At 70.7% G+C, this 20,269-nt stretch carries 15 protein-coding genes; 2 read left to right on the forward strand and 13 right to left on the reverse strand.

Features of this window, described 5'->3' with window-relative positions:
• Positions 1 to 249 precede the first annotated feature (249 nt).
• The 5 genes from ACIQCJ_RS30010 to pstC all read right to left on the reverse strand — a co-directional run bounded on the left by ACIQCJ_RS30010 (position 250) and on the right by pstC (position 9,588).
• Positions 250 to 2,502 carry an Ig-like domain repeat protein gene (locus ACIQCJ_RS30010; protein ID WP_402713103.1) on the reverse strand — a complete coding sequence of 751 codons (2,253 nt, stop codon included), beginning with the start codon at positions 2,500 to 2,502 and terminating at the stop codon, positions 250 to 252.
• A 193-nt stretch (positions 2,503 to 2,695) separates the two neighbouring features.
• Positions 2,696 to 5,452, reverse strand: coding sequence for a hypothetical protein (locus ACIQCJ_RS30015; RefSeq protein ID WP_402713104.1), 2,757 nt, complete (start codon positions 5,450 to 5,452; stop codon positions 2,696 to 2,698).
• Positions 5,449 to 7,245: a phosphate ABC transporter substrate-binding protein PstS gene (locus tag ACIQCJ_RS30020; RefSeq protein ID WP_402713105.1), complete on the reverse strand. Its 1,797-nt coding sequence runs from the start codon at positions 7,243 to 7,245 to the stop codon at positions 5,449 to 5,451. The genes ACIQCJ_RS30015 and ACIQCJ_RS30020 overlap by 4 nt, the downstream gene beginning before the upstream one ends.
• Positions 7,245 to 8,558 carry a phosphate ABC transporter permease PstA gene (pstA, locus tag ACIQCJ_RS30025; RefSeq protein WP_391160452.1) on the reverse strand — a complete coding sequence of 438 codons (1,314 nt, stop codon included), beginning with the start codon at positions 8,556 to 8,558 and terminating at the stop codon, positions 7,245 to 7,247. The genes ACIQCJ_RS30020 and pstA overlap by 1 nt, the downstream gene beginning before the upstream one ends.
• Positions 8,559 to 8,562: 4 nt before the next feature.
• Positions 8,563 to 9,588: a phosphate ABC transporter permease subunit PstC gene (pstC, locus tag ACIQCJ_RS30030; RefSeq protein WP_355337106.1), complete on the reverse strand. Its 1,026-nt coding sequence runs from the start codon at positions 9,586 to 9,588 to the stop codon at positions 8,563 to 8,565.
• A gap of 574 nt (positions 9,589 to 10,162) precedes the next feature.
• Here pstC and ACIQCJ_RS30035 point away from each other — a divergent pair.
• Positions 10,163 to 10,654 carry a MarR family transcriptional regulator gene (locus tag ACIQCJ_RS30035; protein WP_355337104.1) on the forward strand — a complete coding sequence of 164 codons (492 nt, stop codon included), beginning with the start codon at positions 10,163 to 10,165 and terminating at the stop codon, positions 10,652 to 10,654.
• A gap of 68 nt (positions 10,655 to 10,722) precedes the next feature.
• Here ACIQCJ_RS30035 and ACIQCJ_RS30040 read toward each other — a convergent pair whose 3' ends face one another.
• Both ACIQCJ_RS30040 and ACIQCJ_RS30045 read right to left on the reverse strand, forming a co-directional pair.
• The gene (locus tag ACIQCJ_RS30040) at positions 10,723 to 11,082 is read right to left on the reverse strand and encodes a hypothetical protein (protein ID WP_402713106.1); all 360 of its coding nucleotides are present in this window, start codon (positions 11,080 to 11,082) and stop codon (positions 10,723 to 10,725) included.
• Positions 11,083 to 11,121: 39 nt separating this feature from the next.
• Positions 11,122 to 11,541, reverse strand: a complete 420-nt coding sequence (locus ACIQCJ_RS30045) for a nitroreductase family deazaflavin-dependent oxidoreductase (RefSeq protein WP_355337100.1) — start codon at positions 11,539 to 11,541, stop codon at positions 11,122 to 11,124.
• Positions 11,542 to 11,712: 171 nt separating this feature from the next.
• On the opposite strand from ACIQCJ_RS30045, the gene sigJ reads away from it, so the two are divergent.
• Complete coding sequence (gene sigJ / locus ACIQCJ_RS30050) at positions 11,713 to 12,786, forward strand: RNA polymerase sigma factor SigJ (RefSeq protein WP_402713107.1); 1,074 nt, start codon at positions 11,713 to 11,715, stop codon at positions 12,784 to 12,786.
• Between the two features lie 38 nt (positions 12,787 to 12,824).
• On the opposite strand, the gene ACIQCJ_RS30055 is transcribed toward sigJ, so the two are convergent.
• From ACIQCJ_RS30055 to ACIQCJ_RS30080, 6 genes are all read right to left on the reverse strand, one after another.
• Complete coding sequence (locus ACIQCJ_RS30055; protein WP_391046824.1) at positions 12,825 to 14,312, reverse strand: cation:proton antiporter; 1,488 nt, start codon at positions 14,310 to 14,312, stop codon at positions 12,825 to 12,827.
• A 47-nt stretch (positions 14,313 to 14,359) separates the two neighbouring features.
• Positions 14,360 to 14,734, reverse strand: coding sequence for an antibiotic biosynthesis monooxygenase family protein (locus tag ACIQCJ_RS30060; RefSeq protein ID WP_355337094.1), 375 nt, complete (start codon positions 14,732 to 14,734; stop codon positions 14,360 to 14,362).
• Positions 14,735 to 14,801: 67 nt separating this feature from the next.
• Positions 14,802 to 15,350, reverse strand: coding sequence for a flavin reductase (locus ACIQCJ_RS30065; protein WP_391046827.1), 549 nt, complete (start codon positions 15,348 to 15,350; stop codon positions 14,802 to 14,804).
• A complete protein-coding gene (locus tag ACIQCJ_RS30070) occupies positions 15,347 to 16,714 on the reverse strand; it encodes a cation:proton antiporter (RefSeq protein WP_401853513.1) in 1,368 nt (455 codons plus the stop codon). Before ACIQCJ_RS30070 ends, ACIQCJ_RS30065 begins: the two co-directional genes overlap by 4 nt.
• Positions 16,715 to 16,865: 151 nt before the next feature.
• On the reverse strand, positions 16,866 to 18,374 hold the full coding sequence (locus ACIQCJ_RS30075) for an FAD-binding protein (RefSeq protein WP_355337088.1): 1,509 nt from the start codon (positions 18,372 to 18,374) through the stop codon (positions 16,866 to 16,868).
• A gap of 43 nt (positions 18,375 to 18,417) precedes the next feature.
• Positions 18,418 to 20,115 (reverse strand): NAD(P)/FAD-dependent oxidoreductase, encoded by a 1,698-nt coding sequence (locus ACIQCJ_RS30080; protein WP_402713108.1) that lies wholly within the window; start codon positions 20,113 to 20,115, stop codon positions 18,418 to 18,420.
• Positions 20,116 to 20,269 lie beyond the last annotated feature (154 nt).

The following is a 20,269-nucleotide window of genomic DNA, read 5'->3' on the forward strand; positions in this document are numbered from 1 at the left end:
CTGGATGGGGGTGTATGGGGGCTGGATGGGGGTGTATGGGGCTGGATGGTGGCGTGCGCAGCGGATGGGAGCGTGCGGGGCTGGACGGTGGTGTGCGGGGCGAAAGGTCCATGGGGTCACGGCGGTTCACGCGACAGGGGCGCACCGGGCGATACCGGAAGCGGGCGGCGGCCACCCGTGCGCGCGGCACCCGTGCGCGGGTCTCCCGCCCCGGCGGACGGGTGCCGTCCGCCGGGGCGGGAGCCGGGGTCACTTCGCGGTGACGGCGAACGACTTGCTGCCGGTGTTCACGGTGGCCGAACCCGAGTACCGCAGCGTCAGGACGTGCTTGCCCTTCTTGGTGAGCTTGGCCAGCGTGACGACGGCCTTGCCGTTCTTCAGGGTGGCGGTGCCGACGACCTTCTTGCCGTCGTAGATCCGGACGAAGCCGGTGGGGGTGACGCCGTTGGCGGTGACGGCGACGGTCACCTTGCCGCGGGCCGAGGTCTTGACGCTGGCCGGGGCCTTCGTCGCGATGCGCGGCGCGGCCTTGACGACCGTGACCTTGTAGGTGGCGGCGGCGGTGTTGAGGCGGCTGTCACCGCCGTAGGACAGGGACAGGGTGTGCGTGCCGACCTTCAGCGTCCTGGGCAGCGTCAGCCACGCGCGGCCGGTCTTGTCCAGGCCGACCGTGCCGAGCGTGGTCTTGCCGTCCTTGACGACGACCTTGCCGGTGGCGGTGGCCGGGCCGGTCACGGCGACGGAGAGCCGGCCGGAGGTGCCGTAGGCCGGCTTCGCCGGGGAGACGCCGACGGCGACGCGGGCGGCGGCCTTGGTCACGGTGACCTTGGCGGTGGCGGCGGAGGCGTCGAGCCTGCTGTCACCGGCGTAGGACAGGGACAGGGTGTGGGCGCCGACCGCGAGGGTCTTGGGGAGCGTCAGCGACGCCTTCCCCGCCGCGTCCAGGGTCAGCGTGCCGAGGGTGGCCGCGCCGTCCTTGACGGTGACCTTGCCGGTGGCGGCGGACGGGCCGCTGACGGCGACGGCGAGCTTGGCGGCGGTGCCGTACGGGACGCTCGCCGGGGAGACGGCGGGGGTGATCTTCGAGGCGCCCTTCGGGACCTCGCTGACCGTGCCGGCCACCGTCACGCTCGGGCCGTCGCCGACCAGGTTGGAGGCGTAGACCTCGGCGGTGTACGCGCCGGGGGCCAGGGTCGCGGTCACCGAGGTGGCCGGGGCCTTGAGGTCGGTGCTGAAGGCGACGTCGCCCGCGCTGTCGGTGATCCGCACGCGGTAGTCGGTGACCGGCAGCGCCGGGTCGGCGGGCGCGGTCCAGCTCAGCGTGAGCTGGCGCGGGGCCGGGGCGGTGGCGGCCAGCGCGCCGACCGCGGCGGGCTTGATGAGCGAGGAGCTGTTGGTCTCCAGGCCGCCCGCCTTGGCGTGGCCGCGGACGGAGGTGTCGATGCTGCCGTTGTAGGGCTCGTTCTGGAAGCCGAACGCGGCGATGGTCTTCTCGGCCACGTCGGACGCGATGGCCGCCTTGTGCGCGCCGGCGCTCACGAAGGTGTCGTACAGGCCCTTGTCGAAGAAGGCGCTGGAGCTGTCGATGGCGCGGGTGGGCACCACGTTGTAGACGTCGCGGCCGAAGGTCGGGTCGTCGTAGTAGCCGCCGAACGGGGACAGCTTGTCGTCCGCGCCCTTGACCACGGGGCTGACCGGGGTGCCCGCGCCGAGGTCGAGGGCGCCGATGAAGGCGCCGTTCTGCGCGGCGGCGGTGCTGCGGTCGGGGGCGGTGTGGTTGTTCTGCGCGATCCAGCTCGCGGCGGAGAAGGGGACGAGGTCGCCGTCCTTGAGGATGACGCCGTTGGCCTGGTTCTCCTCGACCGTCTTGCCGTTGTCGTCGGTGCCCTTGACGTTGCTGCCGAGGTTGACGACGCCGATGGCGCTCAGGAAGAACTTCCGCGTGCCGGAGCTCGACTGCGGGATGAACGGCCGCACGGGGTGTCCCGCGACCGTGGTGACCGTGCCGGAGTAGATCTCATTGAGCTGGGTGCGCGTCAGGTTCTTCAGGAAGTCGCCCTTGGCGACGTAACCGACCGCGTCCCGGCCGAACGGGATGTACGTGAGGGTGGTGCCCGCGGTGGAGGGGGCGCCGGAGGAGCGCGCGAAGTCCACCTGGCCCGCGATGTTCACGGTGCCGCCCGGGTCGGTGTCCCCGATCAGCGAGGCGCTGAGCGCCTTCTGTCCCGCGCCCGAGCCGTTCGGACGGGTGAAGGTCACGCCGTTCGCACGGGTCTTGATGGTGGCCGAGCCCGTGGCGTCGTACGACGCGACGTCCGGCAGCGCCGTGCCGGCCAGCGCGTTCAGCACGTCCTGCGTCGTGTCGGAGCCGACGCCCACGTACGTGCCGAAGGTGCCGGGCGCGGGGTCGGCGAAGGCCGGTGCGGCGACCGTGAGGGTACCGGCCGCGATGGCCGCGGTCATGACCGCCGCGATCGTGGCGATGGGGCGCTTGGTGCGCATATCTCTGTCTCCTGATCGGGGACTCGTACTGCGTGACGGGTGGGGACCCGCCGGAGCCGGATGGCCGGTCTGGCAGGGTGGAGCCCGTCGTTCGCCCCGACTGAGACTCGGGGCGAACGACGTGTCTGGTGGGTGGCCCGGCGCGCGCGCCGGTTCAGCCGCCCGGTCGCCGACGTGGCGGGCGCGGGCCGGTTCAGCCGCCCGGTCGCCGACGTGGCGGGCGGAAGCCGCGCAGCCGGGCGGGGACGGTCGGCCGCGGGATGGTGAGGGAGCGTCCGCCGGGCAGGCTCAGGCGCAGCGGCAGCCGGGTACCGGCGGCGAAGGGCGCTCCCAGCGCGGCGAGCAGCCCGAGGCCGGCCCCGATCGGCACCGCGAAGCGCAGCGCGGAACCGGGGTCGGAGGGCGTGATGCCACCCGCGACCGGCACGGTCGCCGGGGAACCGGTCGCGGCGGTGGGGCTGGGTGACGCGCCGGGCTTGCCGCCGGGGGCGGTGTGGCCGCCGGTGCCGCCGTCCGCGCTCCCGCTCCCGCCGTCGGAGCCGCCGGCCGTACCGCTGCCGCCGCCGTCACCGCCCGTGCCGCCGCCGGAGCCGGTGCCGCCGTCCGCGGCACCCGGTTCGGTCTGCGGGGCGCCGGAGCCGCCGGGGCCGGGGGCCGGCTTCCAGGTCTCCAGGGCGGTCGCGGCCGTGGCCGCCTCGGCCCGCAGCGCGGACGGCAGGGGCGCGTAGCCGACCGGCAGCGTGCCGGGGGCGGTGCCGGGCACCTGGCCGCCGCCCGAGGCGTACCGCAGCAGGTCCGCGTACTGCTTGCGGGCGGTGGGCGCCAGTTCGGCCGGGCGGGCTGCGCCGTAGACCAGCATGCTCAGCGGGTAGACGCCCTTGGCGTTCGCGGTCGGGTCGATCCGCCGTACGCCGTCGGCGGCCTTCGCCTTGTCGGCGGCGGCCACCAGGGCGGCCCTGGTCGGTGCGGTGAACTCGCCCGCGGGGTTGCGCAGCCGCGCGGTCTGGAGGCCGAAGCGGGCGGCGGAGGCCGCGTCGGTGATGGTCAGCATGAAGCGCTGCCCGGCGACCTGCGGGCCCGGCGTCTTCCAGACCGGCGGGGTGGCCAGCGGGTCCCAGTTGGACTTCCAGAGCTGGTCGCCGCGGCGGGTGCGCAGCGCGCCGGTGTAGAGGTCGTCCACGTACGGGTGGAAGTCCGTCATCTTCTGCTTCTGGCTGTCCGGGGCGCCGCTGCCGGGCGGGACGGTCTCCCAGTTGTCGTTCTTGGGGAAGTCGTCGCGGTCGGCGGAGAAGGCGTAACCGGTGGGGTTGAGGTCGCCGTTGGAGCTGAAGAAGGGGTTGACGCGCATCCCCCAGTCGTCCGGCACTCCCGCGAGGAACTGCCGGGCCTGCCGGTCGGCCAGCACCCACGTCCACACCTGCCTGGCCAGGTCGCTGTGGCCGAAGGCGGTGATCAGGTCGGTGTCGGTGCTCGGGTTGGAGGCGACCGACAGGTCCGCGAACTCCTTGTTGTACGCGAGGAATTCGGGGTCGGTGAGCAGTCCGCCCGGATTGTGCAGCGCCCAGTCGTAGCCCTTGGCCGCGGTCAGCCGGGGTCCGCCGTCGTCGTATGTCGTACGGACCGCGCCCCAGGGCGAGTTGCGGTACGACTCGGTGAGCAGTTTGGCGACCAGCCGCGGGGTGAGGTCGAGTGAGCCGACCCGGGTGCCCGCGCGTTTCCTGACGTCGGCGGGCGCGTCGGAGCGGGGCTGGCGCTCGATGCTGAAGCCGATCACGGCGGCGGACAGCGCGACCGGCGCGTAGGTGATGGTGTCGGCGGGCCGGGTCTCGCCGGTGACCGGCAGGGTGGTGAAGACCAGGCTGTCGCCGGAGTCGGTGAGCTGGCCGCGCGCCTCGGAGTCGCCGACGGTGGTGTAGCCGAAGACCGTGCCGGTGCCGCAGAGCTTGGCCTGCCAGCTCCCCATCGCGTCGGAGACCAACTCGCTGCCGGTGGTGTCGACTTCCCGCGCGCCCATCGCGCAGGTCGCGCCGACCGGCTGGAAGTCGAGCCGGACCGCGATGCGGTTGCGCCAGTTCGTGGAGGACACCGGGGAGCCCGCGTTGACCTGGGTGCGGTCCTGGTAGGGCTTGCCGTCCAGGTCCAGGTGGCCCTGCGGGACGATCACCAGCCAGCAGGACCGGCCGGTGACGCTGCCGTCGGGGTGCTTGACCGGGGCGCCGCAGCCCAGGTGCGGGGCCTCCTCCTTGGTCTGCGCTTCGACGTACTCCTGCCCGGTGCCGTCGGCCCCGGTGCGGCCGAAGTCGATCTCGTTGGTGGTGTTGTAGCTGTAGAAGCGGTTGTTCTGGGTGTCGCTGGTGACGACGGTGCCGTCGATGGACTTGAACGGCACCTCGCCGCGGCCGAAGGGGCGGCCCGCGCCGTACTTGTCGTCCTCGCCGTAGCTGCCGGGGTCCGCGCTGTACGAGACCTGCCGGGTGTCGTCCGCCTGATTGCCGGGCCAGGTGTTACGGCCGGTGGTGGGCGACGCGCCGAACTGGCACTGGGTGCGCGGCGGTCCGGGGTTGCCGGGGACGGCGCCGTCGTCCTCGCCCCAGCACTGCATGATCTGGACGAAGTCGGTGTTGAACTGGGTGCCGGCGAAGGTGGTGGGCACCCCGCCGGTCCAGGACACGCTGATCGCCTGGTTGGCGAGGTCGCGGGTCTGGCTGACGCGGAAGCGCATGTCGGCGAATTCGCCGCGGCCGGAGACGGTCACGGCGGACGACTGGGCGGAAGGGCTCGACTGGGCCGCCCGCACCGACGCGGCCGACTGCGCGGCGACCGGCCGCAGGTCGGTCAGCAGGGCGGGGGCCGCCTGGGCCGCCGCCGCGCCGAGGACTGCGCCGAGCAGGGCGCCGGTGAGCAGGCGCCGGACGAGCCGGCGGCCGAGGGACTGTCGCGGGGTCGTCACGGCGTGTCCTCCTTGCGGTCGGTCGAGGCGGTGCGGTCGGCCGGGGCCTTGCGGGCGCTCAGGGCGCGGGAGGTCGCGGCCGGTGCCAGGACCAGCCCGACGACGAGCAGCGCCGCGAGGAGCATCAGGGTCTGGGTGCCGCCCCAGCCGTTGTGGCCGCCGACGGCGACCGGCTGCGCGAGCACGACCTGATTGCCGTTGCCGCCGCCGTTCGCACCGCCGTCACCTGAGCCGCCGCCGGACGAACCGCCGTCCGGGGAGCCGCCGTTGGACGCGTCGACGGGCAGGCCGGTGTCCGGGTCGACGGCGCCCGAGCTGTTGCCGCCGCCCCCACTGCCCGATCCGCCGGTGCCGCCGTTCCCCGTACCGCCGGAGCCGCCGCCCGAACCGCCGCCGCCCGAACCGCCGTTGCCCGAACCGCCCGTGCCGTTGCCCGAACCGCCGCTCGTACCGCCGCCGTTGGAGCCGCCGGACGAGCCGCCGGAGCCGCCGGTGGACGCGCCGCCGCTGCCGGTGGTGCAGGGCGCGGCGCCCTGCTTGTCGCAGTCCTGCGGGAAGGGCGCCGACTTGGCCAGGGTGTTGGTGCCGTCGGTGCTGAAGGTCGGGTTGTGGCAGCCCTTGACGTTGATCGTCTGGGTCTGCGCGCCCGGGATGCGGCGGATCTGGTCGAAGCCCGCCTGCACCAGGTTGATCGGCAGCGGCGAGTAGCCGAGCTTGGGCGCGTACTGCTGGCCCTGGCACATGAAGTAGTACGAGAAGGCCGCCAGCGTGGTGCCCTTGGCCTGGGTGAACTGCCCCTGCACCTTGAGCGGCAGGATCATGTACGAGTAGCTGGACAGCGGATAGTTGCGCTTGTCGGTGTCGGTGTAGACGCCGCTGAGGTCCTGCGTGAGGTAGTCGGGCGAGTTCTTCTCGGTGTTGATCCGCGCCTTGACCAGCGACACCGCGACGTTGGCGGGCGTCGGCTCGGTGTAGTAGCCCGCGTGGTTGAGCACCTTCGCGACGGGGAAGTGCGCGTTCTTGGCGTAGGAGTAGTTGACGTAGCCGATCGCGCCGTCGCCGTAGTCCTGGGCGACGTAGCCCGCCACGCCGAGGTCGCCCGCCTGGGAGATCATGCCGGGCACCGGCGGGTAGTAGGACGTCGAGCCGCAGGCCCCCGCGCGGCCCACCTTGGCGCAGTAGGTGTTCCACAGCGCGGTGTGCTGCTTGGCCATCCACAGCGTGAACTGGGCGCTGGAGCCCGAGCCGTCGGAGCGGACCACCGGCACGATCTTCTTGGCGGGCAGTCGCAGGCCGGGGTTGTCGGCGGCGATGGCCGGGTCGGACCAGTTGGTGATGGCGCCGGTGAAGATCTTGGTGACGTTCTCGCCGGACAGCCGCAGATTGGTCAGCCGCTTCCCGTTGACCTTGAGGTTGTACATGAACACCGTGCCGCCGGCCACGATCGGCATGTACGCGTAACTGCCGTTGGTCGGGTGCTCGGGCGCGGAGCCGTCGGTGGGGTTGGTCTGGAAGGGGATGTCGGAGACCGCGAAGTCCACCGTCCCGTTGAGGAACTGGTGCCGGCCGTCGGAGGAGCCGGTCTGCGCGTACTGGATCTCCATGCCGTACTGCTTGACGTTGCGCCGCCACTGGTCGACGGCGTTGAACGCCCAGGTCGATCCGGCGCCGGACAGCGGGACGTAGCTGTCGGCCGCGGCGGCGCGCTGGACGCCGGGGCCGAACACCGAGGTGACCAGCAGGGCGAGCAGGGCCATGAGCAGGGCGGCCGGGGCTGAGGTGCGGCGGGGCATCAGGAGTTCTCTCCGGGAAGCGGGGATCCGGCCGGGTCTGCGGCGGGAGCGAACAGCGAGGGGCGGGGGGCGCGCAGGTCGTCGAAGCGCTCGACGTCGCGGCGGGAGGCGCGGGCGGCGCGGCGGCCCTGGCGCTTGGAGAGCTGGCCGGGGCCACGCCCGCCGATCAGCCGGGCGATGGTGAAGAGCACCAGGACCAGCAGCATCAGCACGGCCGCCGCGCCGAATCCGCGGGCCACCATGGCCGGTTCCGGGGATTTGACGAAGGTGAACACGGCCAGCGGCAGCGACAGCATCGGGCCGTTGGTGGGGTCGGCGTTGACCGCGGTGGCGTATCCGGCGGTGAGCAGGACGGGCGAGGTCTCGCCGATGCCGCGGGCGGTGCCGAGGATGACGGCGGTGGCGAGCCCGGAGCGCGCGGTGGGCAGCACCACGTGCCAGACGGTGCGCCAGCGGGGGGCGCCGAGCGCTTCCGCGGCCTCGGTGAGATTGCCGGGGACCAGGCGCAGGACGACGTCCGAGGCCCGGATGATGATCGGCAGCATCATCACGCTGATCGCGAGTCCGGCCGCGAGACCGGACTTGGGGAAGTGCAGGATCAGGATCCAGGTGGCGTAGATGAACAGTCCGGCCACGATGGAGGGCAGGGCGGTCATCGCCTCGACGATGGTCCGCACGAAGCGCGCGAACCGGCCGCGGGTCTGGTTGAGGTAGACCGCGCAGGCGATGCCCAGCGGGATGGTGACGGCCAGGGCGATGGCGATCATGATCAGGCTGCCGAGCATCGCGTGGGTGATGCCGCCGACCGTGATCGGGTCGAGCGGGCCCGCGAGCTGCATGTCCTGCGTGAAGAAGTTGCCGTGCGGCAGCGCCTCGCGCCCCCGCCACAGCGTGAAGCCGACGACGAGGACCAGGGCCGAGAACAGCAGTCCCGCGGCGGACCAGAGCACGACGGTCATGAGCCGGTCGCGGACCGCGGGTCCGTCGTGCTCCAGCGAGCACAGCAGGGCGTACGCGGCGAGGAAGACCAGGTAGGTGACGGCCGCGAAGCCCAGCGGGCCGGAGAGCGGGGCCAGTCGGCCGAAGAGGAGGAGGGCGGTGCACAGGCCGGTGGCGGCGGCGCCGAGGACGTTGAGCACCGCGCCGCGGGCGACGCCGCCCAGGGCGCGCCGTCGCTGCGCGGCGTCCGGGGCGTCGGCCGGCTGCCGTACGACGACGGTGGTGGCGGCGGGCGGGTCGGCGGCGGCCGTTGTGGCGGCGGCTGCGGCGGCGTTCGTGGCGGCGGTGGCGGGCTCGGCCAGAAGGTCCGTCATGTCGTCACCCCTCGCTCAGCGAGCCGGAGCGGGACCGCGCGACGATCGTGGACGCGGTGAAGTTGACGACCAGGGTGAGCAGGAAGAGGGCCAGGCCCGCGGCCATCAGCGCCGACATGCCGAAGTCCGAGGAGTCGCCGTAGTGCAGGGCGATCAGCGAGGAGACGGAGTTCGAGCCGGTCTGGAGGATGTGGGGCTGGATCTGGAAGACCGGGGAGATGATCAGGTAGACCGCGATGGTCTCGCCCAGCGCCCGGCCGAGCCCCAGCATCGTGCCGCCGATCACGCCGCCCAGGCCGTACGGCAGCACCACCGAGCGGATCATGCCCCAGCGGGTGGAGCCGAGCGCGTAGGCGCCCTCCCGCTCACCGGCCGGGGCCTGCGCGAAGACCTCGCGCATGACCGAGCACATGATGGGGGCCACCATCATCGCGACGACGATTCCGGCGATGAAGGTGGAGGCGGTGTACACGCTGGCGGAGGAGAGGGGTTCGCCCGGCTCGACGCCGTCCACGCGCAGGAAGGGCACCCAGTGGAACCAGGTGGACAGCCAGCGGGACAGGCCGATCACATGGCCCTGGAAGAAGAACAGGCCCCACAGGCCGTAGACGACGGACGGCACGGCGGCCATCAGGTCGACCATCGCGACCAGGGTGCGGCGCACCCGGCGCGGCGCGATCTCCGAGATGAACAGCGCGGTGCCGACCGCGAGCGGCAGCGCGAAGCAGACGGCCACGGCGGCGATCAGCACGGTCCCGGTGAGGACGGCGGCGATGCCGAAGTTGTGGACGTCGGGCTGCCACTGCGCGGTGGTCAGGAACGCGAAGCCGCGTACCCGCAGCGCCTGGCTCGCCCGTAGCAGCAGGAACAGGCCGACCGCCGCCATGATCGCCAGTACGGCGACACCGGCGGCCGTGAGCTGCCCGCGGAATATCCGGTCCCCGATCCCCTTGGCCGCCCGCAGCCGCCGGGGGGCGTCGTCGCCCCCGACCGACTCGGGCGTGCGGGACACCACTTGTGTGGATGTCACGTGTCGTTCTCCCCCCAGCGCTCCCGCGCGCCGAATGGCGTCGCGTTGCGAGGAGTGAACGGGGCCTCAATGGCCGAATGACACTGTTCACCTGAGGAGAAAATGAACAACAGATAGTGAGAAGTTGTGAGTGGCCTGTGGAGGTTGTCCAATGTCCGACAAAACTACCCATCTCCCGCTCGGTTGCCTTATGCACCTAGCAACTTGCCTGCCCAGAAGGGGTGTTGAGAGGGCGCTCGACGCGCGATACGGGCGGGACCGGTGGTGTTGGCGGGCGATGTGAGCACGGAGGGTGACGAGCGACAGGGGGCTCGATCCGGCCACATTGGGGCACGAGCCCACGGTTGCCGGGAGGCGCACGCCTGCCACCGGCAACGGGCACCGCGCGAGGCGCGGAGGATTCGGGGAGAGCCCTACGAGTTTGTAAAGGACCTGTGAGAGGGTGTCCGCCTGAACCCCGCCGATATTCGCCGCCCGACCGGGGCCGAAGGCTCCAGCGGTCGACCAGCGGACCGAATCGGGGGTTGGGGTAGTTTCATATCTCCGCGTGCTATCGATGCGAGGAACGTTGCGTATGGATTCCACACTGCCCGGAGCCGCGTCGACAATACGGCGGCGGAGGCGACTGAACACGAGGATCAAGGACGCGCTGCGCGATCTCTCCGTCCAAATGGCGTTGCTGAACCATCGGGTCGGCACTCATCTCGGCCTGCGCGACGCCGACTTGGAGTGCCTGGACCTGGTCAGCCGCTTCGGGCCGATCGGACCGACCGCGCTGTCGAAGCACGCGGGCCTGCACCCGGCCACGCTGACCGGCGTGCTCGACCGGCTGGAGCGCGGCGGCTGGGTGGTCCGTACGCCCAACCCCAGCGACCGGCGGGCGGTCCTCGTCCAGGTCATCAAGGAGCGCGAGACCGAGACGGCCGAGATGTTCGCCGGGCTCAACAAATCGATGGACGTGATCTGCGCGGACTACGACGACGCCGAACTGGTGCTGATCGCCGACTTCCTGTCCCGCGCGGCGCGGGCGGGACGTGAGGCGACCGACGAACTCGCCGACCGCTGACGGGCTGACGGCCGGCCGCCGGTCGTCCTCACCTCACCCGACCTCACAGGCCGCCGGCCGTCCTCACCTCACCTGCCGCCGGCCGCGCGGCGCTCCGGGTGCCAGCGCGGCGCCGCGTCCAGGCAGCCGTCGTACGGGTCGCCGGGACCCGGCAGGTCCTGGCTGCCGCGCAGCGCCCGCAGCTTGCGCAGCACGCCGGGATCGTCGAGGCCGCCGGGCTTGCGACGGGCCGCCGCGGCGACCGCGCGCGGGCCTGAGCCCTCGGTGGGCGCCGCACCCTCCCACCAGTGCTCGCCGCGCCCGCGCCACCACTCGGACGACGAGACGCCGACGGTCGTCGAGCCCAGCGAGATCAGGGCGCGCAGCAGCCGGTCCCCGCAGAACCGGCCGGCGGCCCGGCCGAAGGCGCGCCAATTCGGTGCGGGCATGCGCGATCACTCCTCCTCACGCGTCTTCACCGATCGTGCTCAGACGCGCTCGGCCGTGACCCCGGTCCCGGTCTGCGCCGTGGTCTCGACGATCTTCAGCGAGATGAACTCGTCGATGCGCAGCCGCTGGAGCGCCCAGCGCAGCACGGCGGGGATGTCGGGGTTGTCGTCGATGTACACCTGCGGCGCGACCACCGGAACGCGCTTGCCGCGGGTCTTGATCTCACAACCGCCCGCGGCCACCACGTTCTTGACCCAGTCGGACTCCGCGCCGTACGGGAGGGACAGGATGAAGTGGCCGTTCTTCTTGAAGACCTTGACCGGTGTGCGGTACTCCCGGCCGGACTTGCGGCCCTTGTGGTAGACCGCGCCGAACCCCGGCATGGCGGGGAGGATCCGGCCGACGATCCGATTGCCGAAATACTTGTTCACGCGCGCCAGCCGCCGCTTAACGGACATGACTGTGCTCCTTCTTTGAGGGACTCGCCCGGGGAAAAAGAACGGAGAAAAGAGAGAAGAAAAACGACAGCGGTCGGTAATAGCGCAACATCTTTACCGGCCGATGTCACACTCGGACGGGGGCCCTTCATCTCAGGTGACAGGAGCGCGCGTCACACTGGGAGGCCCACCATGTCCGACAACCCGGCGGAGCTGCCCGACGACACCGCCACACGGGTGTTCGTGGGTCATCGGGAGTTACTGTTCTCGGTGGTCTACAACCTGCTCGGCAGCGTCTCGGACACCGAGGACGTCCTTCAGGAGACCTGGCTGGCCTGGGCGCGGAGAGTCCGCCAGCCGCACGCCGAGGAGATCGACAACCCGCGCGCGTACCTGGTGCGGATCGCGGTCAACCAGGCGCTCGCCCGGCAGGCCACGATCAGCCGCCGCCGCGAGACGTACATCGGGCCCTGGCTGCCCGAGCCGTTGATCACGCAGATTCCGGAAGCGCGGAACACCCCGCAGGCGGCGCAGGCGACGGACGCCGCGGAATCCGCGCTGCGCAACGAATCCGTGTCCATGGCACTGTTGGTCATTCTGGAGACGCTGACCCCGCTGGAACGCGCGGTGTTCGTGTTGCACGAGGTGTTCGGTTACGCGCATACCGAGATCTCCGAAATTCTCGGCCGCAGCCCGTCCGCGATTCGCCAACTCGCGCACCGGGCCCGCGAACACGTCCAGGCCAGGCGGCCCCGCTACCAGGCCGACCCGCACCTCCAGCAGCAGGTCACCGAGCGCTTCGTGGCCGCCGCGCTCGGCGGCGACATCGCCGACCTGATGAGCCTGCTCGCGCCGGACGTGACGATGTGGACCGACGGCGGCGGCAAGGTCCGCTCCGCGCTGCGCCCGGTCACCGGCCGCGACAAGGTCGCCCGGCTGCTGAACGGTTACGCCACCAGCCGGCTGCCGGAAGCCCTCGACATCCGCTACCGGCACGTCAACGGCGATCCGTCCGCCGTGGTCTTCTCCGGCGACTCCCCCTACGCGGTCATGGTCATGGACCTCAATCCGAGCAACGACCAGGTCACCGACATCTATCTGGTCACCAACCCGGACAAGCTCTCCCGCGTACGGCTGGACGGTCTGGACGACGGGGACGAGGACGCGGCCGCCGGACAGATCGAGGCCGCCGAGCCGAGGAAGGCGATCGAGCCCGGCGACGACGGCCGCGACGGCCGCGACGAGTCCGGTCCGCGCGCGGGCTGAGCCGAGCGGCTGTCCCGGCCCTCCCCACGTGGGGCATGTCACGTGGGGTGGACCGGGACGCCGCGTTCCTGGGTGACGGGGGTATCGGCGGCCGGATCGGATTCTCCGGCGTCCGCGAACCCGTCGGTCAGTCCGTCGGTCAGGCCGTCCGCGCGTGCGTCGGCGAGTTCGTCAGGCCGCCCGTCCGTACCCCCCTCGGGCACCCCTTGCAGGGCCAGTACCCGCTGCTCGCGCAGTTCCTCGTCCGCCGTGCTCTCGATCCGCTTCATCGCGACCCGCAGGATCGGCGGCGCCATCAGCGGGGTGAGGATCGCGATCAGCACGATGATGCTGTACATCGCGGTGGTCAGCAGGCCGAGCCGTACGCCGACCACGGCGATGACCACCTGGATGACCCCGCGCGCGTTGATCCCGGCGCCGAGCGCCAGGGCCTCCCAGCGGGTGAGGCGGCTGAAGGCGCTGCCGATGAAGGCGCCGAGGAATTTCCCGGCGACGGCGATCGCCAGCGCGGCCAGTCCCCACAGCGCGATCTTCGGACGTGTCAGCGACGTCAGGTCGATCCGCAGCCCGGCGAGCGCGAAGAACAGCGGGGACAGGAAGGACAGTACGGTGGCGTTCAGCGGCTCCAACTGCCGTGCCTGCGCGTCCGTGCCGCGCGAGCCGATCAGGATGCCGCACAGGAAGGCGCCGAACACCGCCTCGAAACCGAGCGCCTGGGCGCCCGCGCCCGACAGGACGAGCAGGATGACGGTGGCGGAGATGGTCACGCCGCGCGAACCGGAGCGCTCGGCCCAGCGCAGCACCCAGCCGACCAGCCACCGGCCGCCGGTCAGCAGGACGACGATGACGACGGCGAGGTGCCACAGCGGGGTGGCGATCTCGCCCGCGCCGACCCCGGTGGTGGCCATCGCGGTGACGACGGAGACCAGCAGCCAGCCCACGGCGTCGTCGATGGTGCCGACGACCAGGATCATCTGGCCGACATTGCGGTGGATCAGCTTCATGTCGACCAGCACCCGGCCGATCACCGGGATCGAGCTGACGCACATGGCGACGCCGACGAACCAGGCGAAGACCGCCGGATCGGCGTCGCCCGGCCGCAGTTCACCCGGCAGCGCGTAACCGAGCCACACCCCGAGCGCCAGGGGCAGCAGCAGGGCGGCGGCGCTGACGCCCGCCGCCTTGCCGCCCTGTCTGCGGACCACCTTCAGGTCCAGGTGCATGCCGGTGAAGCCGACGAGCAGCAGCACGCCGAGTTGCCCGACGGCGTCCAGCAGGTGCATCTGGGTGGGGTCGCGGGGGAAGAGCCAGCCGGACAGGCCCGGCGCCACGTGCAGCAGGAGCGAGGGCCCGAGTAAGACGCCCGAGGCCAGTTCTCCGACGACGGTCGGCATGCCGAGCCTGCTCGCCAGCCGTCCCAGCACGAGTGCCAGGACGAGCAGGGCGCCGATCTGGAGCAGGAACACCAGCAGTGTGTGCTGCGGAAGGGGATCGACGGTTTCCGCGGCGATGCTGATCGCACTCATCGAAGAGCTCCTCACTGATGCGCGGTGGCCGGGTCGGCGGACAGGCCCTAGGCCACGCAGATCCCCTGGACGGCGACCTTCTCCGCGATGAACGGCCGCGCGAGCAGACCGTCGGGGTAGGCGCCGGCCTTCTCCTGGAACTCGGCCGACATGAAGGCCGCGAGCAGCGAGGAGGTCGACTCCCAGATCGCGATGTTGACCAGGGTGTTGCTGCCCGCGGTGCCGCGGTGGAGCTGGGTGGAGATGCAGCCGTCACAGGACTTCATGTAGGCGGCGTCGAGCGCCCAGCTCTCCAGGGTCTTGTCCATCTGCCCCTCGGGCACGACAAGGGTGTTGATGAGTACGACGGTGCCCGAGTCCTCCTGCTGGAGCTGGGTCTCGAAGGAGACCTTCGGGTCGACGGCCTCGAATGCGAACGCCATGGTGTGTGTCCTCTCGTCGTCATGGGCGGTGCGTGACGTGACGTGGATGGCTGACGTGCGGGTCCGCTCAGCCGTCGAAGATCGGGTGTGCTCCGCGCGGCTCCTCCTCCAGCGCGCCCAGGGAGCCGCGGAAGAAGATGAGCGGTTCCTGGTACTCGCGGGGCACGCCGAGTTCGACGACGCGGCCGACGAAGATGGTGTGGTCGCCGCCGTCGAACTCCTTGTCCAGGCGGCAGGCCAGGAAGGCCAGTGCCTCGCTGAGCACCGGCATGCCCTCGGCCGAGTGGTGGTGGGGCACGTCCTTGACCGCCGAGGTGTCCTTGCCCGCGAAGGCGCGGGCCAGCGGCTCCTGCGGCCCCGACAGGAAATTCACCACGAAGGAGCCGGCCTCGTCGATGACCGCGCGCAGCCGCGACTCCTTGTGCAGGCAGAACAGCACGAGCGGCGGGTCGAGTGAGACGGAGGTGAACGAGTTGACCGTCGTTCCCTCCGAACGCCCTTCCGCGCCGCTGGTGATGACGGTGACGCCGGTGACGAACAGGCCGCACACATTGCGCAGCAGCCTGCCCTCCACCGGCTCCGGCTGGTGCAGCACCTGATCGGAGGGCGCGCTCACGAGCGCCCCTTCTCGCCCGCGGCTGCCGCCCCGGCGCCGGCCCCCGCCTCGGCCTTGCCCGCCGCCTCCGCCTCGCCGACCTCGACGCCCACCGTCGAAGTGGCCATCAGCTCGCTGCTCTTGGGCAGCAGCGGACCGGCCAGCGCGGTCGTGACCAGCGCCATGATCACCATCATGGTGAACATCTGGCTGTCCAGGACGCCGAGTTGGACGGCGGTGTTGAGGATGATCAGCTCGGTCAGCCCTCGGGTGTTCATCAGCAGGCCGAGCGCCCTGGACTCCCGCCAGGACAGGCCGAACAGCCGGGCGGGCACCATCGCGCCGAGCAGCTTGCCCGCGCAGGCGACGACCAGGATCGCGGACAGTTCCAGGTACTGCCGGGCGTGCAGGCCGTTGATGTCGACGCCGAGGCCGGTGACGATGAAGAACACCGGCAGCAGGATCAGGCTGACGTGGTCGAGCGGCTTGCGCAGGTGCTCGGCGAGCTGGAGCGCGGGCTCGCGCGGCATGATGAAGCCGAAGAGGAAGGCGCCGAAGATGCCGTGGATGCCGATCCAGGTCGTCAGGTAGGACGACAGGAAGGTACCGGCCGCCATGACCACCAACAGGGCCCGCCACTGCTGGCGTTCGCTGAAGAACCTGACCACCGCGGCCAGCGCGGGCCGCACGAGGACGAACATGCCGAGCACGTAGGCCGCGCTCAGGCCGAGCACCTGGAAGAGGTCACCGGCGCCGCTGGAGGTGACCAGCGCGGAGACGTACGCCAGCATGCACCAGGCGAGGATGTCGTCCACGGCGGCGCTGGCCAGGGCGAGGGTGCCGACCCGCGAGTGGGTGAGCCGGTTGTCGGTGAGGATCCGGGCGAGTACGGGGAAGGCCGTCACCGACATGGCCGCGCCCATGAACGTGGAGAAGGTGACGAAGGAGATGTGGTGCCCGGCCACCGTGTTGTGGTGCGGGTAGAGCAGCGCGGCCACCGCGACGCCGAGTCCGAAGGCGCAGGCGACCGAGGAGAGCGAGACCGACGCGGCCAGACCGCGGTGCGGACGCAGCATCCGCTTCTCGAACTCCCAGCCCACCATGAACATGAAGAGCATCAGGCCGACGTTGGAGACCGCGGACAGCAGCGGCCGTACGTCGGCGGGGAACAGCTTGTGCGACAGGTCGCCGGGCAGCAGCCCGAGCAGGCTGGGGCCGAGCGCGATGCCGGCGAGGATCTCGCCGATCACCGCGGGCTGGCGGACCCGCTTGGCGAGAGTGCCGAGCAGCACGCCGACCAGCAGGACGAAGGCGATGCCCGCCAGCATGGTGGCGACCTGGAGGTCGTTGTGGGGCGCGAGGCTGTGCAGCGCGATGCTTGTCATCGCAGTCCTCCGGGGACGGGAGCGGCTGGGAGATGCGGACTCGAGCGGTACGCGTCCGGGCGGTGTCCGGACGCACGACAGCGGGGTGGCACGGAAGTCCGTGGCCACCCCGCTGTCGTGAGAGGGATGTCGCTGTGTCGCCGTCAGGCCCCTAGCGAATGCTCTGGGCGAACCTGAAGGCGCCGTGCGGGTCGTAGCGGTGCTTCACGGCGGACAGCCGCGGGTAGTTCTCGGCGTAGTACGCCTGCCGCCAGTCGGGCAGTTCCGGGTCGATGAAGTTCTGGTAGGTCTCGCCGGAGGACTGCCGGTCGATGACGCGGAAGCCGCTGTCGACGAACGCCTGACCCGCCGCCCTGCCCGCGGAGTCGGCGGCGTCGGGGGACCCGATGTCGACGAGGAAGTTCACCGTGAACAGCGCGTCGCGGTGGACGAACGCGGTGTCGGTACGGCGTAAATCCCTCACCGCCCCGCCCAGCGGGAGCACTTCCATGAGGTGCGCCTGGCCGGGTACCCGCAGGGTCTCGAAGAGCGCCGCCGCGTTGTCCCACACGCTGCGCGACGGCAGCCGGTTGAAGAACCGGCTGCGCTGGAGGCCGAACGCCGACCGGGGAAGCGTGCCGCCGGGCGTGGTGTCGGCCCGGTGGCAGGCGGTCACATCGGCCGCGCACCGGAAGAAGCCCATCATCAGCGGCTGGTACGGCACGACGCTCGCGGGCGTCTGGCTGGCCGGCGCTCCGGTCAGCGCCACCAACCGGGCGACCTCGCTGGTGAGTTCGGCCGTGGTGCCGGTGGAGGCGACGAAGACCATGACGTTGACCGGCGCGCCCGGCGAGGCGTCGAAGAGCTGGAGGAAGGCGCCGCCGCTGAGCGTGCGGGGCGCGTTGACGGACCAGCGCGCGTACCCGTCCAGGACGTCGGCGGCCTTGTCGAAGGTCCAGTTCAGATTGACCACGGCGAGCTGCGAGACGTTGACGGTGGTGATGTCGTACGAGGTGACGACGCCGAAGTTGCCGCCGCCACCGCCGCGTATGCCCCAGTAGAGGTCCCGGTTCTGGGTGGGTGAGGCGGTGACGACGTCGCCGTTGGCGAGCACCACCTTCGCCGAGGCGATCCGGTCGGAGCCGACGCCGTAGGAGCGGGTGAGCACGCCCAGGCCGCCGCCCTGGTAGAAGCCGCCGACGGCGACCGTCGGGCAGTAGCCGCCGATGATGGCCTTGCCGTGCGGCGCGAGCGCGTCGATGGCGTCGACGCCCTGGACGCCGGTGCCGACGGTCACCGTGTTCTGGCCGACGGATATGGAGTTGAGCCCGGAGACGTCGATCACCAGGCCGGTGCTCGTGGAGTACCCGCCGCCGCTGTGCCCTCCGCTGCGCACGGCGAAGGGTATGCAGTTGTCCTGCGCGAACTTCAGGGTCAGCGCCACATCGGCGGCGCTGACGCAGTAGGCGACGGCCTGCGGGTTGATCACGTCGAACTGTTGCAGGTCGAGTTGCTTCGCCGTCGTGTAACCGGAGTCGGTCGGCAGGACGAGCCGGCCCTGGAGGTGCGCGCGCAACTGACTCCAGGGTGCCCCGCTGCCGGCGAATCCGGCGGTGGCCCCAAGTCCTGACAGAGCCACCGCGGTCGCGCCCGCACCGAGGACTTTTCTGCGACTGATCATGGTGCTGTTCAACTTTCGGTCAGATGGAAATTGCCGGGCGGGGTCAGACGAACTTCTGCCCACGCAGACCGGACCGCACAATTCCGCTTACCATGTCGCGACCCAGTTCGCGCATCTCGCCCGGAGCCTTGAAGTTGGCCCAGTACATGAACTTAGCCATCATCGCGGTGGTCGGGTACACGAATTTGATTTCTGGGTCCTCCCATCCGAAAACGGGGTTGAGTTCATCCGAAGCACGGAGACTGTCCATGATCAGCTTGGCCGCCGCGTCGCCGTCGATGTCACCGGCCTCGTACTTCTCGCAGGCCTCCGCCATGATTTCGACGGTTTGTTTGAAATCCGGGCTGTTCGGCCACCAAAGACCCGGATTGGGGGTCTTCTCCAAATCGTCCAGCCATTTCACGTCGCCGCTCTCCTCATACCGCGCCCGCGCCCGGATCAACCGCAGCGCGCCGGGCGTGAGATAGGAGCCCCAGACACGGAACACCGCGTTCCACAGCGGGAAGTGGCTGAAGGAGATGTAGGAGCTGTTCACCAGTTCGTCGTTGAAGTGCAGCAGGCCGCGCTCGACGTCCTCGACGTACTGGAATCGCTCGTTGGAGAAGTCGTCGTCGTCCAGGGCGGGCAGCAGCCGGGAGCACAGGGCGTAGACGACCTCGAAGGTGTTGGACAGACCGCGCGAGAACAGCGGGTCGAGGAAGCCCGCCGCGTGCGACATCAGGCACCAGCGGTAGCCGATCGACTTGCTGGAGCTGTACTGGAGCCGGTCGGTGGAGACCCACTCGCGGACCCGCGTCGCGCCCTCGAACTGCCGCTTCACCGCCGGGTACTGGTCGAGGAAGCCCTGGAACTCCTCCTCGGGGGTGCGGTCCTTCGGCTTGGGATACGTCCGCTCGTCCATGGTGAGCCCGATGCTGGTGATCGGGTTCTTGGAGTCCTTGTGGTTGTTGAACGGGATGATCCAGAACCAGCCGCGCTCGATCATGTGGTGCAGCGTGCCGCCGTGCCAGGGCGCGCTGGCCGGCGGGCGCAGGCTCTCCGGGTGGTGGCTGACCTCGTCGAACGGCTTGATGCCGATGTAGTGGGTGAACATCGACCGGGAGTGGTGCTTGAAGCGCGCGGGCTTCTCGCGCAGGTCGAACTTCTCGGCCAGCAGGGAGCGGAAGCCGCTCGCGTCGATCAGGTAACGGGCCCGGAAGACCTCGCCGTTCTGCCCCGTGACCGTCACTCCGAAGTCGTCGAAGTCCAGGTCGGCGACCCGCCAGTTCTGCCGCGTCGTGGTGCCGTACTTGGCCGCCACGTTGAAGAAGTACATATCGGTGTCCTGCCGGAACAGGTGACCGGCCTCGGTGAGCGCTTTGGGAATGACGAACATCGTGGCGTCGCGCGGGTCGGGCTCCTGGCCCTTCTCGTGCTTGATGAAACCGAAGCTCTGCTTCTTGCCGTGGGTCGGGCCGATGTTCTTGGTGACGGCCTTGACGTCCAGCAGGTGCTTGATCTCCGGTACGTCGAAGCGCACCGCCAGGATGTGCAGCCACTCGATGAGTTGCGGGGTCATCGACTCGCCGATCGCCATCCGGGGATGGGTCGCGGCATCCACCATGACCACGTTCTTGCCCTGCCGGGCGAGGATCGCCGCGCTCACCGAACCCGCGAGGCCCGACCCGATGATCAGGACGTCGCAGTTCTGCGTCTTGGAGGCGCTGTTCACCGGAACGGATTCCTTGGCTTTGCTGGGCACGGAGCGCCCCTCTCTCTCCGGCGCGGACGGCGCGGAGAATCAACGACGGGTGTGTGGCCGAATTCCCAGGGCACACGCGGGCATCTGAAAAAGGGCGTGCAAAACAATCGCCGGGCCGACCCCGATGGGTCGGCCCGGCGATCGAGAAGAGGTG

Origin of the sequence: Streptomyces sp. NPDC093221 (assembly GCF_044753885.1) — a bacterium.
In the GTDB taxonomy this organism is placed as follows: domain Bacteria; phylum Actinomycetota; class Actinomycetes; order Streptomycetales; family Streptomycetaceae; genus Actinacidiphila.